This is a genomic window from Metabacillus sp. 84 (genome assembly GCF_050107715.1).
Classification (GTDB): Bacteria; Bacillota; Bacilli; order Bacillales; family Bacillaceae; genus Metabacillus_B.
In genome coordinates this window covers 97,859-114,758 of record NZ_JBNILN010000010.1, presented here as the reverse complement: position 1 = coordinate 114,758, position 16,900 = coordinate 97,859, and the positions used below count along the sequence as shown (strand labels likewise).

The 16,900-nt window shown below is 46.9% G+C and carries 11 protein-coding genes and 2 riboswitches; of the genes, 3 read left to right on the top strand and 8 right to left on the bottom strand.

The window, feature by feature from the left end; translation table 11 throughout:
* Window positions 1–606 precede the first annotated feature (606 nt).
* The 3 genes from ACQCV8_RS15890 to ACQCV8_RS15880 all read left to right on the top strand — a co-directional run bounded on the left by ACQCV8_RS15890 (window position 607) and on the right by ACQCV8_RS15880 (window position 3,940).
* Entirely contained in the window at window positions 607–1,758 is a 1,152-nt protein-coding gene (locus ACQCV8_RS15890) for a glycerate kinase (RefSeq protein ID WP_426846010.1), read from the top strand.
* A gap of 255 nt (window positions 1,759–2,013) precedes the next feature.
* Window positions 2,014–2,562, top strand: coding sequence for a sigma-70 family RNA polymerase sigma factor (locus tag ACQCV8_RS15885; RefSeq protein ID WP_426846008.1), 549 nt, complete (start codon window positions 2,014–2,016; stop codon window positions 2,560–2,562).
* Window positions 2,555–3,940, top strand: a complete 1,386-nt coding sequence (locus ACQCV8_RS15880; RefSeq protein WP_426846006.1) for a DUF4179 domain-containing protein — start codon at window positions 2,555–2,557, stop codon at window positions 3,938–3,940. Before ACQCV8_RS15885 ends, ACQCV8_RS15880 begins: the two co-directional genes overlap by 8 nt.
* Window positions 3,941–3,970: 30 nt before the next feature.
* On the opposite strand, the gene ACQCV8_RS15875 is transcribed toward ACQCV8_RS15880, so the two are convergent.
* The 8 genes from ACQCV8_RS15875 to ACQCV8_RS15840 all read right to left on the bottom strand — a co-directional run bounded on the left by ACQCV8_RS15875 (window position 3,971) and on the right by ACQCV8_RS15840 (window position 16,896).
* Complete coding sequence (locus tag ACQCV8_RS15875; RefSeq protein ID WP_426846004.1) at window positions 3,971–5,302, bottom strand: NCS2 family permease; 1,332 nt, start codon at window positions 5,300–5,302, stop codon at window positions 3,971–3,973.
* Between the two features lie 134 nt (window positions 5,303–5,436).
* Window positions 5,437–5,538, bottom strand: a riboswitch (purine riboswitch).
* Between the two features lie 86 nt (window positions 5,539–5,624).
* Window positions 5,625–7,172, bottom strand: a complete 1,548-nt coding sequence (guaA, locus tag ACQCV8_RS15870; protein WP_426846002.1) for a glutamine-hydrolyzing GMP synthase — start codon at window positions 7,170–7,172, stop codon at window positions 5,625–5,627.
* A gap of 102 nt (window positions 7,173–7,274) precedes the next feature.
* Window positions 7,275–7,376, bottom strand: a riboswitch (purine riboswitch).
* A gap of 30 nt (window positions 7,377–7,406) precedes the next feature.
* On the bottom strand, window positions 7,407–9,602 hold the full coding sequence (locus ACQCV8_RS15865; RefSeq protein WP_426846000.1) for a transglutaminase TgpA family protein: 2,196 nt from the start codon (window positions 9,600–9,602) through the stop codon (window positions 7,407–7,409).
* Window positions 9,599–10,813: a DUF58 domain-containing protein gene (locus ACQCV8_RS15860; RefSeq protein WP_426846028.1), complete on the bottom strand. Its 1,215-nt coding sequence runs from the start codon at window positions 10,811–10,813 to the stop codon at window positions 9,599–9,601. The genes ACQCV8_RS15865 and ACQCV8_RS15860 overlap by 4 nt, the downstream gene beginning before the upstream one ends.
* Window positions 10,813–11,775 carry an AAA family ATPase gene (locus ACQCV8_RS15855; protein WP_426845999.1) on the bottom strand — a complete coding sequence of 321 codons (963 nt, stop codon included), beginning with the start codon at window positions 11,773–11,775 and terminating at the stop codon, window positions 10,813–10,815. The genes ACQCV8_RS15860 and ACQCV8_RS15855 overlap by 1 nt, the downstream gene beginning before the upstream one ends.
* A gap of 271 nt (window positions 11,776–12,046) precedes the next feature.
* Window positions 12,047–14,155 (bottom strand): DNA topoisomerase 3, encoded by a 2,109-nt coding sequence (locus tag ACQCV8_RS15850; RefSeq protein ID WP_426845997.1) that lies wholly within the window; start codon window positions 14,153–14,155, stop codon window positions 12,047–12,049.
* Window positions 14,156–14,272: 117 nt separating this feature from the next.
* Window positions 14,273–15,706, bottom strand: coding sequence for a dihydrolipoyl dehydrogenase family protein (locus ACQCV8_RS15845; protein ID WP_426845995.1), 1,434 nt, complete (start codon window positions 15,704–15,706; stop codon window positions 14,273–14,275).
* A complete protein-coding gene (locus tag ACQCV8_RS15840) occupies window positions 15,706–16,896 on the bottom strand; it encodes a dihydrolipoamide acetyltransferase family protein (RefSeq protein ID WP_426845993.1) in 1,191 nt (396 codons plus the stop codon). Before ACQCV8_RS15840 ends, ACQCV8_RS15845 begins: the two co-directional genes overlap by 1 nt.
* Between the last annotated feature and the right edge of the window lie 4 nt (window positions 16,897–16,900).

The following is a 16,900-nucleotide window of genomic DNA, read 5'->3' as shown; positions in this document are numbered from 1 at the left end:
AGGCACGCCGCCAGCGTTCGTCCTGAGCCAGGATCAAACTCTCCAAAAAGTAGTTTGACTAGCTCTTGTTTAAAACTTTAGAATTAACGTTGGCACTTCGATTTGTTTAGTTTTCAAAGATCATTTTGTTTCGTTCGCCTCGTTCAGAAGCGACTTTATTAATTTACCACACTACAAGGAATTCGTCAACAACTTTTTGAAAGTTTTTTAAGAGTTTCATATGCTGTTGTTCTTCCTTTGTTGAGGCAAGAATTAAACTTTATCATGATTGCCGTACTCCGTCAATCTTTTTTTGAATTTGTTTTATCTTTATAAAACCTGCTGGTTAGTACAGATGAATAAGACTTGAGGGCCCTTAATCAACCTATTCCAAGAGAAAGAACGACACGCCGGGGAAGATTGGCAAATGCGGTGACCAAATGTGGGAAAGGATTTAAAATCAGCCTGCATGCGCCGGGGATTCCCTCAATGGGAACAAAATCTGCTTGCCCGTGCGAAAAGAATGTCGAAGCATTTCCTCCGGGAGAATGAGTTGCTTATCTTTCTTTTAAAAAAGAAATAACCGTTCAACTTGAAATTAAGCTTTTCCAGAAAGGATGACTCTACTTGAAAATCGTGATTGCTCCAGATTCATTTAAGGAAAGCATGACAGCAGCAGAAGCAGCCGCTGCGTTTTCGAAAGGCTTTAAAAGGAGACTTCCTGATTCCGAAGTCATCCAGATTCCCATAGCTGACGGAGGAGAAGGAATGGTTCAAGCGATGGTTGGTGCATCCTCCGGTTCTCTCGTAAAAAAAACTGTGACCGGTCCGCTGTCACAGCCGGTACAAGCCGTGTACGGCCTTATCGATAATGGACGGACAGCTGTTATTGAAATGGCAGAAGCATCAGGGCTGCACCTCATTTCCCCTGCTGACCGGAATCCTTTTGTTACCACTACAAAAGGGACGGGGGAGCTATTGGTGGACGCTGCTTCAAGGGGAGTGGATAAAATCATTCTTGGAATCGGGGGCAGTGCCACAAACGATGGCGGTGCCGGAATGGCAGAGGCATTGGGTTACAGGCTGGTCAATTCAGAGGGCAACCCTATACAGCCTGGCGGAGGAGGACTGCGAGACCTTTACGCAATTGAGTCCGCCGGGTTTTCTTCTGCGTTCCATAACATCGAAGTCATTGCTGCCTGCGACGTTGATAATCCTCTGCTCGGAGATAAAGGAGCATCCGCTGTATTCGGTCCTCAAAAAGGGGCGGACTCAGACATGGTGAAGCAGCTGGATCACCATCTGCAACATCTTTCTTCTATTATAAAACGGGATCTGGGGAAAGAGATCACCGATTCTCCCGGCTCCGGAGCAGCAGGCGGACTTGGCGCCGGACTTATGGCATTCCTAGGTGCAAAGCTTGAGAAAGGAATTGATTTAGTACTGGACAGCATCCACTTTGACCGTCTGATTCAAGAGGCGGACTGGCTGGTTACCGGCGAGGGAAAATTGGACAGCCAAACGATGCACGGGAAAACACCGTTCGGCGCCGCTCAACGCGCACTCAAGCAAGGCATTCCGGTAATCGGGATGGCTGGCACAATAGGAGAGGACGCAGAAATTCTTCTTCAAAACGGATTTACTTCCCTTTTTTCCATCTCTCCTGGAGCACTCTCGCTTGAACAGGCTTTGGCAGACGGAATAAAAAACACAGAGCGTTTTGCTTTTAATCTAGCAGGACTTTTGATGAGGAAAGAGAATTTTTCCTATAAAGAGTAACGAGAGATGCTGCCGCATTATCCGGCAGCTTTTTTATTTCAGGCTTTGTTAAAGCATCGAGGCTTGGGATACCTGAGGGGGGATGCGGGACAAGTGACACCCTGCCCCTGCACCTTCGAAGGCCGGGAGGAGACTCACCGCCAGCCCTTAGATAAGCGAAACCCAAGCCACAGCCAAGTTTACAGAGGTTTATTTTAAAAACTTGAACACTATTGTTTCCGGTCCTCGTCTAAGGTTGTGAAAGGGGGAAAACAATTGAACGCCGGCGAATTAAATGAAACCCATTCTTCTATTAAAGAAGATTATCTGAATGAGTTAATGATTGAATACGGGGATGAGCTGGTCAGGCTCGCTTATTCTTATGTAAAGAATGCTGAGACAGCCAAAGATTTAGTACAGAATACATTTGTCTCTGTATATACCAAGTTTGATCATTTTGAAGGAAACTCAAGCATCCGAACGTGGCTTTACCGAATTACGATCAATAAATGCAAGGATTACTTAAAGAGTGCCCCTTTTAGAAAAACGCTTCTGACAAAGGAAACCAGTGAAAGTGAAGATACTAAAGCAAATCCATCCCGCAGTTTTGAGCAAAAGGAGCAGGCCACAGCAGTCAGACAATCTCTCGAGAAGCTTCCAGTCAAATACAGGGAAGTGCTTATAATGATGTATTTTCAGGATCTGAACTCGAAAGAAATAGCAGAAGTGCTGAAAATACCGGAAGCCTCAGTCCGGACGAGGCTTCGGCGGGCGAAGAGTAAATTGAGTCCTTTGCTGCAAAAGGAGGTTTTACGTTATGAGTGACCCATATAAAATGGGAGATTTTCTTTCTAATCAAGAAAAAGAGCAGCTGAAGTTCACCAGCCATGACCGAAATAAGGTGTTTGAGAAAATACGCCTCGATGAGGAACCTGCTAAAGAACCTTCCATGCGGTTTAAAAAGGGATTGGTGTATGTGCTGACTCCAGTGGCTGTTGCCGCATTGGCAACGCTGGTTTTTGTCCAGACACCGATTAAAGAGCAGATTTTATCATCTCCCCCACCTTCTTCAGGCACTCTCACCTCCCAATATGGTGATCAAGAGCTGAAGACGGCTATAAAGGAGAATGAACAGCAGATAATCAATCAGACAGCAGAGGATAAAGGGGTAAAAATCACCATTAAAGAAGTCTTTTATGAAGGACCTCGCATCACCATCTTTTACGAGATGGATTATGACAAGGACAAATACAAATCACTCAACACAGTCATGGAATTTGCAGCAGATGGAGAACGGCTAAGACATGAATTTGTATCAGGCCATATGAACGGTTTGCCGGAAGATGCACCTGAGAACCTGCGAATGGAGGTTATCGAGTTAAAAAAGGAGCTGCCTGAAGAATTCAAGCTTGATATCAACATCCATTCACTCTATTCTTTGGACCCTGCAGCATCTAAAGAACAAATAAAAGGAAAATGGCATTTTACTTTCCCAGTCGAAAAACAAGGGACCGAATACCGCTACAGCCCGACGGCATCCGTTAAAAAAGAAGCGGAATTATTCATTGAAGAGGCGGTATTTTCCCCTACCGGCATCCAGATCCGCACTAGAGCAGAAGAATTTACCGGGAAGCACAACAGAGAAGAACAAGTTAGTTATAAGGTCTATGATGATACAGGCAATGAATTAGAAATCCGAAATCATTACGGCCATACCGATTATGAACGCAAGGATGGAAAGGTGCTGTCCCACAACATTCAATCATACAAGCCGCTCAAGGAGATCCCTGACTACTTAGTTATTCAATCAAAGCGCTATCTGCGGGACGGCAGTATGCCTGCGGAGAAAGAAATAACCGCATCCCTTCCCCTTTACCTGCCACAGAACAAAGAGGGCGGAATCACCGTTACGAAGCTTGAAGACAAAGGGAACGAAGTATGGGTTCATTACACAGTTAAAGGAAATGACCCTAAAACGAGAAAGTATTTCTTCAATGTGTACGATAAAGGGAATCCGAACGCTGATGGTTATTTAGAAGATTACAATTACCAATCAGCAGATGACAGCCGTTCTCATATTGCCAAGTTTAAAACAGTCTACAGTGAAAAGCTTGTCTTCCAGGCCTCCGCTCCCCCTATAGTTGTGGAGGAATTGGAACTTAAAGTCCCGCTCAATAAAGAAGACCTTACGATTAGAAAATAAAAACCAGAGCCTCGGCTCTGGTTTTTTCTATTATCCCTTACTGGACAGGAAGATGAAGTAAAGGACGAAGATGACAAACAGTCCATACATAACCGGGTGAATTTCTTTTCTCTTACCGCTCATAATCATGGTAATCGGATAAAAAACAAAGCCCATGGCGATCCCCGTTGCGATGCTGTAGCTGAGAGGCATGGCAATAATGGTCAAAAATGCAGGAACGGCAATTTCAAAACGCTCCCAGTTGATTTTACCCAGGGAAGAGACCATCAGCACACCCACAATGATCAAGGCCGGGGCTGTAACAGCGGCCGTAATGACACCGAGCAGCGGTGAGAAGAATAGCGCGAGCAGGAATAGCACGGCTGTTACAACGGAGGCAAATCCGGTTCTGGCACCCGCTGCTACTCCGGCAGACGACTCGATGTACGAAGTGGTCGTTGATGTACCTAGGATTGCTCCAACCACGGTTGCTCCGGAGTCTGCTAATAATGCTTTCCCTGCCCGGGGCAGTTTATTGTCCTTAGTCAGGCCTGCCTGATTGGACACCGCTACAAGTGTACCTGCAGTATCAAAGAAGTCCACAAACAAAAAGGTAAGGATTACGACAAGCATTTCAAGTGTAAATATTTGATCAAAGTGAGTGATTGCCGCGCCAAATGTAGGCTCCAGACTCGGGACCGCCCCTATAATCTGCTCCGGTAAGGGAATTTGGCCTGTTGCCATCCCGACTGCTGCGGTAATCAGCATTCCGAAGAATATTCCGCCGTTGATTTTTTTTACGAGCATAATGACTGTAATAATGACACCGAAAACGGCAAGCAGGGTAGAGCCGTTCTTTAAATCGCCAAGACCTACAAGAACCGCATCGTTGTTCACAATGATTCCGGCATTTTGAAAGCCGACAAATGTGATGAACAATCCAATTCCTGCTCCAACCGCAAATTTCAGCTCTGAAGGAATCGAGTTAATAATTTTTTCCCGGAGACCTGACAGGGTTAAAAGGGTAAAAAAGATACCGGAGACCAATACACCGGATAAAGCAGTCTGCCAGGGGATCCCCATCGTCAAAACAACTGTAAAGGCAAAAAAGGCGTTTAATCCCATTCCCGGCGCCAGGGCTACCGGATAACGGGCGAGCAGTCCCATTAGCAGGGTACCAACGGCTGCTGCCAGTGCGGTGGCGGTGAATACAGCTCCCTGATCCATTCTCATGCTGTCAGGAAGATCTGGAACTGTGCTGAGAGAAAGAGTCATTGGATTAACAAACAGGATGTAGGCCATCGAAAGGAAGGTGGTAAGTCCGCCAATGGTCTCTTTCCTGTAATTCGTTCCGAGCTCTTCGAACTGAAAGTATTTTTTCATCTTATGTCTCCTCCTAGATATGAAACGCGCCGTATAGATCGGGAGGTTAATAGAGGTATAAGTCCAAATAAAAAGCGCCTCTGAAAAAAAACAGAGAGCGCCTGACCGTTTACGATACAAGGAATGCGCAAACTACGCATCCGTCCTATCGCCGTAGTCAAGCCATTTAAGGTAGCTTGGTAGAAACTTTCGGGCCATATCCCCAATATTATACGACGTATTTCCTATTTACTTATATGAACATTCTAGCAGGTCATCCCTAAAGAATCAATACAAAAAACGAACATTTAATAAAAAATGTTCGTTTTCATTCGTGTTCCTGTTATTCCCACTCAATTGTTGCCGGCGGCTTGCTCGTAATATCATATACGACCCGGTTTACATGGCTGACTTCGTTGACGATTCTGGTCGAGATGACTTCCAGGACATCCCAAGGAACCCTTGCCCAGTCGGACGTCATGCCGTCAATGGATGTTACGGCACGGATCCCGATTGTATAGTCATACGTTCTCGCATCTCCCATTACGCCGACACTGCGGATATCCGGCAGCACCGTGAAGTATTGCCAGATTTCACGCTCTAAGTCTGCTTTCGCCACTTCTTCACGGAGAATCGCGTCGGACTCGCGGACAATTTCCAGCTTTTCCTCCGTAATTTCTCCAAGCACACGGATTCCAAGACCTGGTCCCGGGAACGGCTGACGCCATACGATTTCATCGGGAATGCCCATTTCAGATCCTAGAGCGCGGACTTCATCTTTAAACAGAGTATTGAGCGGCTCGATCAGCTTGAACTGCATATCCTCTGGAAGCCCGCCAACGTTATGATGAGATTTAATTGTCTGAGCCGTCGCAGTTCCGCTTTCGATAATATCGGTATAAAGCGTACCTTGGGCCAGGAATTCAATCCCTTCAAGCTTCGTCGCTTCATCGTCAAAAACATAGATAAATTCGTTTCCGATAATCTTACGTTTTTTCTCAGGATCGGATACACCTTGAAGCTTTGCCATGAAGCGCTCCTTCGCATCCACTTTAATGACGTTCATATTAAACCCTTCGCTGAAGGTTTTCATGACCCCTTCTGCTTCATCTTTGCGCAGCAGTCCATGGTCTACAAATATACAGGTAAGCTGATCGCCGATCGCTTTATGGATCAGAACGGCAACAACAGAAGAGTCAACTCCTCCGCTAAGGGCACACAGTACTTTTTTGTCTCCAACGGACTCCCGGATTTTCTGAAGCTCAATTTCAATGAAATTTTCCATTGTCCATTCGTCATGGCATTGGCAAATGTTATGAACAAAATTCTTCAGCAGGTCATTCCCGAACTGGGAGTGGCGCACCTCCGGATGGAATTGCACACCATAAAGCCTGCGGTCCTCGTCGCTCATGGCAGCATATGGGCAGGAAGCACTGATGGCATCCACTTTGAAGCCCGGCGGAATTTCAGCTACAAGATCGCCATGGCTCATCCATACCGGCTGTTCTTCCGGAAGACGGTCAAAAAGGAGCGAGTTTTCCTGAACCTTAATGTTTGCTTTTCCATATTCTCTATGATCGGCCGCTTCCACACGCCCGCCAAGGTAGTGAGTCATCAGCTGCATTCCGTAGCAGATTCCAAGTACCGGGATGCCGAGATCAAAAATACGCTCATCACATCGGAATGCGTTCTCTCCGTATACACTGTTCGGGCCTCCGGAAAGAATGATTCCTTTCGGATTAATCTTCTTGATCATATCTGCTGTCAGCGTATGAGGATGAAGCTCGCTATATACTCCAATTTCACGGATTCTTCTTGTGATAAGCTGGTTGTACTGGCTTCCGAAATCCAATACTAAAATCATTTCCTGATCCTGGATGGACTTTGTCATTGCGGCACCTCTTCTTTCAAATAGTTGAATAGATTGCGGAAAATAAAAAAGCCGGAACAGCCTTCATATAAAAATATAAGAAGGCAGAATTCCAGCTTTGCTTGCTCTGTATCCTGCCTTCATAGTCAGATCATTTAAGGTAATCCGGTAGAGACTCTCGAACCATATTATCGAGGATATATGAAGGAACTATTCGTTTAATTTTCACCATTCTAACAATCAGACCCCATATGGTCAAGATGATGTTCTTTTTATTAAATTTTCCCATAATTCCGCCACTTTGTTCCACTCAGCCTTTGCATCATCTCTTTTGTACAAGGCTTTCTCATAGCTGTTTGTAAGGTGAAGCATATCCCGTGAGCTGAAGGTATAATCTACCGTTTTTGCAAATTCCCTTAAGGTCTGGCCTTCCTTCCGCTCATAGCCGATGCGGTGAAGCTGCTTCAATAAAGCTGGGTAGGCGGAGAAAAAGGCCTCCTCGTCCCTGCGGTTTTTATACTTTGCCAGGACGAGAAGCATCATCCATTTTCTTCTCGTAAAATAGATCACGGCAGCAATAAAAAGGGTTAGGGCGACTACTGTGTAAAAGCCCGGACTGCCGATAGAGAAATTCCAATTAAACGTTTGTTTGGAAGAGGCTGCTTCCTCTTGTTCAGGCTGCTGATCCGGTCTTTCCGGCTGCTCGGGCTGCTCTTCCGGCGTCTCTGGAGCAGGCTCTTCCGGAGTTTCCGTTTCAGTGTTCCTTGTAAAGCTGTATGGGTTCGTAAAGCCCTGTGTCGGCTCAAAGGTGACCCATCCAGCACCCGGAAAGTATACCTCAACCCATGAATGGGCGTTGTTGTTGGTTACTTGATACGTTCTTGCTGAGGTTTCCGAGCTGGTGTTTTGGTATTCCCCTTCCGTATATCCCTTTACCCATCTGGCAGGTATGCCGGAGGCTCTCAGGAGAACGGTCATAGAGGTTGAAAAGTTATCGCAGTATCCCTGCATTGTTTCAAATAAAAACTGGTCGACATAGTCCTGATTCTCACCCGGCACTCCGACATCCTGAGTATTATATGTGAAATCAGGACCGGTCAGGTATTCTTCAATGGCTTTTGTCTTATCATACAGATTGTCATAATCTTCGGTCAGACTTCTGGATAACTCACGGACCCGGTCAGGAATCTCAGGCAGCTGCGTATACCTTGCAAGCATGTCCGGAGAGACCTCTTCCGTTCCTTTGATTGAGGTGAGAGAATCAATGTCATAGCTCGGATACTCATAATTCATTTCATACTCAGTTACTTTTTCCCCTTGGGGAATTCCGGAAGGCGTGATTCGTTCATTGTTCATATTAATAAGAAGGCCTTCCGCTTCTTCGGAAAAGTATTCGCTGAATCCAAGCGGATAGATGACATGATTGTATTTGTAATCCCCTTCGATTTTCACTGCAGCCGAAAGAAATTCTGTTTCCGCCCCGTCCTCGTACCAGCTGATGCCGATATCATTTTTCTCTGTCATTTCCAGCTCATTTTCCTGCTGGGAAGTCTCCCAGCCTTTCCCGGTATAAACATCCTTCGTTTCGACTCTCCAATAATGGCGCTTCATAGCTTCAGCAGTAAAAACCGGTGTATCATCCTGCACAAAAGCTCCGCCAAGGCTCTGATCATTCGTGCCATAGCCGATTTTTTTCATTCCTGAACCGTTCAGCCCTTCAAGCGGTCCATAAGCTGTCAGGAACGGCACCGGATCCTCCCATTGCGGCGCTGCTTTCGGAGCCGCCACTCCGGCGAAAATCGATGCTGCCACAAACACGAGAAGTGTGACTGTCCACTTCAGACGGGTATACCTTTTTACCTTAAGTTTTTCCACCCCCGTGAGCCGGTCAAAATTGAGCATGCCGAGCAGGAAAAACCCTGCAATGACGATGCGGATAACCGGGAGAGCGGCATCATACTCTGTAAACGTATCCAGGATGGTGACATACACAAGCGTCATTACAAAAAAGAATAGGATGCGTTTTTGGACAATGATCCAGTAATGCAGCAGGTAAACAAGAAGGGAGAGCAGAACAAAAAATAAAAACGTCCTGAATGCTGAAGTCATTTCCATCCAAGAGGATGCCGGAATAAGGCTGATGTTGTAAACAAACTCCTCTGCGAAGCTGCGGAATCCCTCCAGCATCGGCTGCCCTTCGTAAAAGAGACGCCCCAGTGCAATGAAGACGAAAACAAGCTGGAGCACCAGGGAGATCAGCCAGTTTACTCGCAAGTAAGTCAAAATGAAGTTAAGTGCGATAAACGAGACAAAAATTCCGGTGGAAGCGGTATCTGTGTAGACATTCAGCGGAGCAAGCCATTCCCAAAGCAAAAAGAAAGCAAACACATAATAAAGAAGAGCTGCCGCATTGGATAGGAAATCCCCTTTTGGAGCATCAAAAATTTTCACAGGATTTTCACCTCTTTTAAAGTCCGGGTAAAGCTCCCCTCTGATACGAATTCAGAAACAATCCCTCTCTTGTTCAGGCGGTCGAGCAATACCTCTTCCTCTTGAGTCGGGCGATCGCGGTCCTTGCGGACAAAATAGAGCTTTAATTCACTATATCCGGCCCGGTACTCAAGCTTCCTGACAAGTTCAAGAGAAAGCACGGATACAATGAACAAATTGGACGAACTGTAGCCTCCGCGGCTCGCCATCCTCTCCTCCCATAAAGAAAAAGCGCTTTGGCTGGGCTCGGGCTTCACCCGTGCAAGCTTACTGAAAATAGTCTGAAGCTGCCTTCCCCCAGGCAATGCGGCCGTAGTGTCCAAAGTAGAGCCAAGCAGAATAAAACCAAGAGGAGACCCTTCTTTAATAATCGCTTTGGAAAGTGAAGCAGTGAAGGTTATCATCGCCTCAAATGCTTCTGAATCCTGCTGGTCCATGATAATCACCGCATCATGGGTGCGCGTCTGTTCAAATTCTTTCGTCATAAACGAATCTCTCTTCGCTGTCGCTTTCCAGTCAATCCATGCCATCCGGTCGCCAGGCTGATAGTCACGTATTCCCGATGCCATGGAAGTATCTTTCATGTAGCGCTGGGTAACGGCGCTTGCCCCCTGCTCGTACTGCGGCCTCGAATGCTTGTAGGACATAGAGAACGTGGAAGGATACACGATAATCGTCTCTTTCGTCTCAATTCTGGCTTCTTTCTCAAACAAACCGAGAAGGTCCCCGGTTTTAATCCGGATCTGGGAAAACTCATGCTCCCCCCGCTTCATCGACTGCACGGTGTAAGAGAATACAGCTTTCCGGCTTAAGCCCAGATAGAACCATTTTCTCGCCGGAATGTCATCCTGAGTCTGCTTAAGTCCGGGAGGCAGGCATTCTTCTGCAATTAAATAGATAAATGGAAATGGAAAGGATCTTTGCAGTGTCACTCTCGCTTTGAGAACATCGCCGGCTGAAAACTGATCCTGACTGATCTCTCTTGATGCCTCAAACGTTTGCAGCGGATAGATTGCCAGCAGGATGGAGTAAACAGCGAACGGAAGGAATGAAAAAAAGAGAAACCAGCTGACGAATCCTCCTTGGAACATTGCATAGCAGAAGGCTAAAGCCGTTAATAAAAGCAAAAGGATTAATTTCCAGATCAACTTTAGATTTCTCAGCATCTCCATCAAGGGGTCATGGACCTCTTCACAGGCACAGGTGTCCGGCTGATGATTTCCTCTACAAGGTCAGCAGCCGTGTGCCCATCATAGCGGGCTTCCGACTTTAAGATCATACGGTGCGGAAGCGCAAACGGAGCCAGATACTGAACATCATCCGGAATAACGTAGTCACGTCCGGAGAGGAACGCAAATGCCTTGGACGCTTTCATGAGGGCTACTGATCCCCTCGGGCTTGCACCGAGATAGACGGATGGATGCTTGCGGGTTTTCGTCACTAAATCTATAATGTAGCGCTTCACAGTCTCATCAATATACACGCTTTCCATCTCATCCTGAAGGCTTAAGAGCTCCTCTCTTGAAATCACCGGCTCAATCGTGGAAATTGGCACATCTCCGTCAGCCCGGTTCAAGACAAGCAGTTCCTCCGCCTGAGTAGGATAGCCCATTTTAATTTTGAACAGGAAACGGTCCAGCTGCGCCTCCGGGAGCGGATAGGTCCCTTCATACTCAATCGGATTCTGGGTAGCCAGAACGAAGAAAGGTCTTCCAAGGGGCATCGTTTCCCCGTCAATCGTAACGTTCCCTTCCTCCATTCCTTCCAGCAGCGAAGATTGCGTTTTTGGCGAGGTGCGGTTGATTTCGTCCGCAAGAACAATGTTGCCCATAATCGGACCGGGGCGGTATTCAAATTCCATCTTTTGAGGATTATATATAGAGATGCCCGTTACATCTGAAGGCAGTAAATCCGGCGTAAACTGAATGCGTTTAAAATCCGCTCCAACAGACTTTGCCAGAGATCGGACCATCATCGTTTTTCCGACCCCAGGCACGTCCTCAAGAAGCACATGGCCTTTTGCCAACAGGGCCGTCAAACATAAAACAGCCGCTTCCCGCTTCCCTGCCATCACTTTTTCAATGTTTTCTACGACTCTTCCAAGCTGAGGGTGAATTGTCTCCAAATAATCCATATTTTCCTCCTAATAAGAGATGCGGCTTAATTAGCTACTATATTCGAAGCTTACTTTGCAAAACCCTGCAAAATTTGTCTAAAAAACTCTATGCGAGCAGTGGGAATTACAACCATATAATCCGTTCTTTAGTCCTGTTATTATCTCAAAATATTCCGTCTATTAACAGCAGTTTTATATTCTTTTATATTTTCGCACGTTACGGACCTTTTTACCAATAGAAAGACGGACGTGCCGGAGCATCGTCCGTCCCCCCTTAATAAAAGCAGAACTAGCTGAAAGAAAATTCAATCTTCCCGTTCTTTAGAACGAGATAAGCATCAAACGTTTTCTTTCCTTTGAAGCCCTTAATTTTCCTGGTCTTCCCTTTTTCGCACAGCAGCTTAATCTGGGCCGGACTGATTGTTTTATTGAGAATTTTCTTTTGAAAAGACTGCTTGCAGCCCTTCATGTAGCCGGAGCAGCCGTAATACGATTTCCGGTCAAGAATGTTCCCTTCTTTACAGACAGGACAAAGGCAGATTGCCCCTTCATGCTGTACAGCTGCGGCCAGGCCTTCTGTATTCACCCGTCCTACATCCGTCTTTGCCTGCTCCATAAGCGCAAAGCAAAGCTTGCCGGCATTTTCGATGAACACATCTTTTGATTTCTCTCCCGTCCCAATTCCTTTTAGGAAGGTTTCCCACTTGGCCGTCATCTCCGGTTTGGAAAGAAGGGTTCCATCCACTGCTTCGCAGAGAATGCTGCCTTTTTGAGTGACAGACACACTGTTTTTATTCACTTCTATAAACTCTCTCAGAAGCAGGGTGTCAATGATGCCCGCTCTTGTTGCCTCCGTTCCGAGACCCTCGGCCGCATTTAGCGCATCCTTCATTTCTTTGTCCTCAATATACTTCCCTGCCGTTTTCATTAATGTGATGAGCTGGCCAAGCGTATAAGGCTTCGGCGGCTGGGTCATGCCTTCTTTTACGTTTAGTACAGCCCGGGCTGCTTCCCCTGACGTTACCTCCGGCAAAGGCTGCTCCTCTTCTTTCTTCTCCCCTTTTCCCTCAAGAGCCTTCCAGCCAGTCACCTTAACCGTTCTTCCTTTAGATAAAAAATCGTTTTTTCCAATTGATGTTGTAATGACGGTCTCATCATATACATGGTCTTCCATAAACATCTTTAAGGCAGTTTTGACGATTTCCTCATAAACGGTTTTTTCCTGCGGGGAAAAAGACGCAAACTTTGCGGGTGTCACCAGTTTTTCTGTCGGGACAATCGCATAGTGATCCTTTACTTTCCCGGCATCTACAAATCGTTTGGAAGGATAAAGGAATTTAGGAGTAAAGTCGATGGAAAAAGTAGTTTGATAGCCTTTAATGTTGGATTTTATATAAGTAAATTCCTCTTCTGTAATATACTGGCTGTCCGTCCTCGGATAAGAAACATATCCTTTCTCATAAAGCTTTTGCACTGTTTTCAGCACAGTTGTCGGGCTCATTTTCGTCCTTCTGTTCAAATTGGACTGAAGGGTGGAAAGACTATGCAGCTGCGGAGGCTTCAGCCGTTTTTCCTGAACCTTTCTGTCTTTAACCTTAGCATCATATTGATTTGTTTCAGAGGTTATCTCCGGACTTACCGCCCTGCGCATTTCCTCTTCTGTTTTAAATTTCTTTTGAATTTTCCCATTGTATTTTCCATTCTTCACCGTAAATTCACCCTCCAGCTCAAAGAATGGCTCAGGTTTGAACTGTTCAATTTCCTTTTGACGGTCATAGATTAATTTCAGAACTGGAGTCTGAACACGTCCGACACTGAAATTCTCTCTGATCCCTTTTTGCTGGAGGAGCAGCGTATAGAGTCTGCTTGCATTAATCCCAACGAGCCAGTCGCCTATTTGCCTCGCCTGGGCTTCATAGAATAGCGGTTCGCTTTCTTTTCCTTCTTTAAGAGCTGCAAATCCCTTCCGGACCGCATGATCAGTATAGGATGAAAGCCAAAGCCTCTTTGTCGGCTTGCGGGAGGCTCCTGCCATCATAATCAGCAAACGGGCAATATTTTCTCCCTCTCTGGCTGCATCCGTCCCGATAATGATTTGAGAGGCTTCCTTCAGCAGGGATTTCACCACTCTGAACTGCTTTGCTTTGTCCTTAGTTACCTTGTATTCAAACCGCTCCGGAATGATCGGCAGGCTGGCGAGCGACCACTTTTTCCATGACGGGTCATACTCATCAGGGTTCTTCAGCTCTACTAAATGGCCGATCGCCCACGTAACCTTTGCCCCATGCGGAAACTGGCTGCAGGGCTGAATCTCAATATAGCCCTCTCTTTTAACGGATGGAAAAGGAGAAGCGAGCAGCTTTCCCTGATCCGGCTTTTCTGCCAAAATGACAATCACACCTGCTCATCCCTTCATTGTGCTCTTTTAATCTATCTCCTATTTTCGCATGAGCGGGGACTTTTTGCCATCAAAAAGACGGACGCGCGTTCGCATCGTCCGTCTTACAAGCTGAAGTTAGTTTTGTCTGACAGGTACTTTGGAGGGAGCTTTGTGAATTGCATAACCCAAAACATCCTCCACTGCTTCCAGCAGTCCTTCATTCATACTTGGGTGGGGGTAGAGCGGGAACGTTAAATCTTCTATTCTCCCCGCCATTTCCAAGGCGGTCATTCCGGTGCTGATCAGTTCTGACGCTCCGCTTCCCATCAGATGAATGCCCAGAATTACTTCATGATCTGCATCCGCTATTACTTTTACAATGCCGTCCTTTTGCCCGCTGATCGCAGCGAACCCATTTCCTGCGAACGGAAAAATCCCCGTTTGGACACGATATCCGGCCGCTTTCGCTTCCTCTTCCGTCATGCCGCTGCAGGCGACAGGCGGCTGGCTTCGGATTACCCGCGGCATGAATCCGGCATTCCACTCAGCCGGTAGACCTGCGATGGAAGAGGCGGCCGCTTTTGCCTGGGTGATGGCTTTGACAGCCAGCTGGTCTCCGCCGGTAATATCGCCAACCGCCCAGATTCCCTCTACAGATGTACGGCATTCATGGTCCACCTTAATAAAACCGTCTGCATCTATATCCATACCAAGGCGGTCCAGGCCAAGCTCTTTGGAATTCCCCTGCATTTCAGTCTGCATATAAAGGTGTGTGCCTTCTATTTCCTGTATAGCTCCGTCTTCGGATTTAAAGGCTGCGCCCAGTTTTCCGTTTCGGTTTTCAGCCTGGACAAGCAGCCTATTTTTGAGCCGTTTGATTTTGGCTTTTTTCATCACTCTTGTAAGCTCTTTTTCTATGGAGGCATCCAGGCCTGCGAACTCCTTCTCGTGCAGAAGGGTGACTTCACAGCCCAGCGACCTGTAGCTGAAAGCCGCTTCGATGGCTATATAATCGTTTCCGTATATAATCAAGTGCTCCGGCAGCGTTTCCAGCGTATAGAGCGACCTTGAATCAAGTATCTGCGCATGATCCGGTCCGGCAGCCCGGTGACGGGCAGGGGAGCTTCCAGCCGCGATAACCGCTGAACGGAATGTGAATACCTGAAAATCATCTCCATTTTCCACACCAATCCGGTCAGCGGATAAAAACGAGGCCTTTCCTTGTACAAGCTCTATTTTATTTTGACGGCACAGCGCCTCAACACCTTTTCTTAAGTCAGCTATTATGGAACGTTTAAACTCCATCGTCTGCGGCAGATCAAAGGATGGCTCTGAAATGCCGATTCCAAACCGGTCAAGATTCGAAAGCTCCCGGTATTGTGAAGATACATGAGCGAGTACTTTTGACGGGATACACCCTTGGTTAAGACAGATTCCGCCAAGCTCCGCTTTTTCAATTAAGGTCACTTCCCTGCCGAGCTGGGCGGCCCTGATTGCAGCCGTATACCCCCCCGGTCCACCTCCAATGATCAGAACGTCTCTCTCCTGCGCAAGTTCTCCTACTACCATTAAACCAGCTCCACAATCAGCATTTTAGGATGTTCAATTAATTCTTTGAAACGGTTTGTAAATGCTACAGCGGTGGCACCGTCTGCAACTCTGTGGTCAAAGGACATAGACACATTCATCATCCAGCCAATTACAATTTCGCCATTGCGTACGACTGGTTTCTCCTTCGTTGCATGCAGCGCCATCAGACCTGTCTCCGGATGGTTAATGACCGGCGTTGCACCCATGCTTCCGAGCGGTCCGACATTGCTGATCGTAAAGGTTCCTCCTGTAAGCTCATGGCGGCTCAGGCGGTTCTCCCTTGCCTTTTCATTTAACTCCTTCATTTCCCTATTCACCTGAATGATCGATTTGGATTCTACCTGCTTTATCACCGGCACAATCAGCCCTTCAGGTGAATCTGCAGCCAATCCGATATTGTACTCCGGCTCTACCACAATCACTTCATTTTCTTCATCCAGCTTCGCATTAAAGACCGGGAAGTCTTTCAAAGCGATTGCCGCAGCCTTTATGAAAAATGCTGCTGCCGATAACGGGCGGCCGGCTTCCTTCAGTTCTTTTCTGAAAAGAAGCAGCTCCGTCATGTCCACTTCCTCAAAATGGGTTACATGCGGAATGGTTTTTAAAGCGTGCACCATTTTCTTTGCAATTTGCCTTCTTCTTCCTTTAAAGGGAATCGTCAACCGTTCTGCAGCATCTGAAACCTGCTGAATCGGATGGGGCTCCGGCATATCCGCCACCGATTGGATCCCCACTTCCGCTTCCGGCTCCGGTTTTCGGGCTGTGCCCAGTACATCCTCATCGGTTACTCTTCCGGCAGGACCGGATCCCTTAATCTGTTCAATATCAATCCGGCGTTCCCTTGCAAGCTTTCTCGTATACGGAGTTGCAAGCACTCGCGCTGAAAGCGGACGGGGGCCTGCACTGCTTTTTTCTGCAGAAACAGCGCCTGTATCCTCTGACTCAATGATTAAGAGTGTAGTCCCTACGGTCACTGTGGATCCAGGATCAATCAGTATTTCTTTGACAACTCCCGCTCCCGGCGAGGGGAGCTCCGCTGTCATCTTATCCGTTTGGACTTCAATAAGGGGCTGATCCCGTTCAACCTTTTCCCCCTGCTTAACGAAATAGTGAAGAATGTCCCCTTCGGTCATCCCTTCTCCAATATCATGCAGCTTCACTTCCAGCATCGTT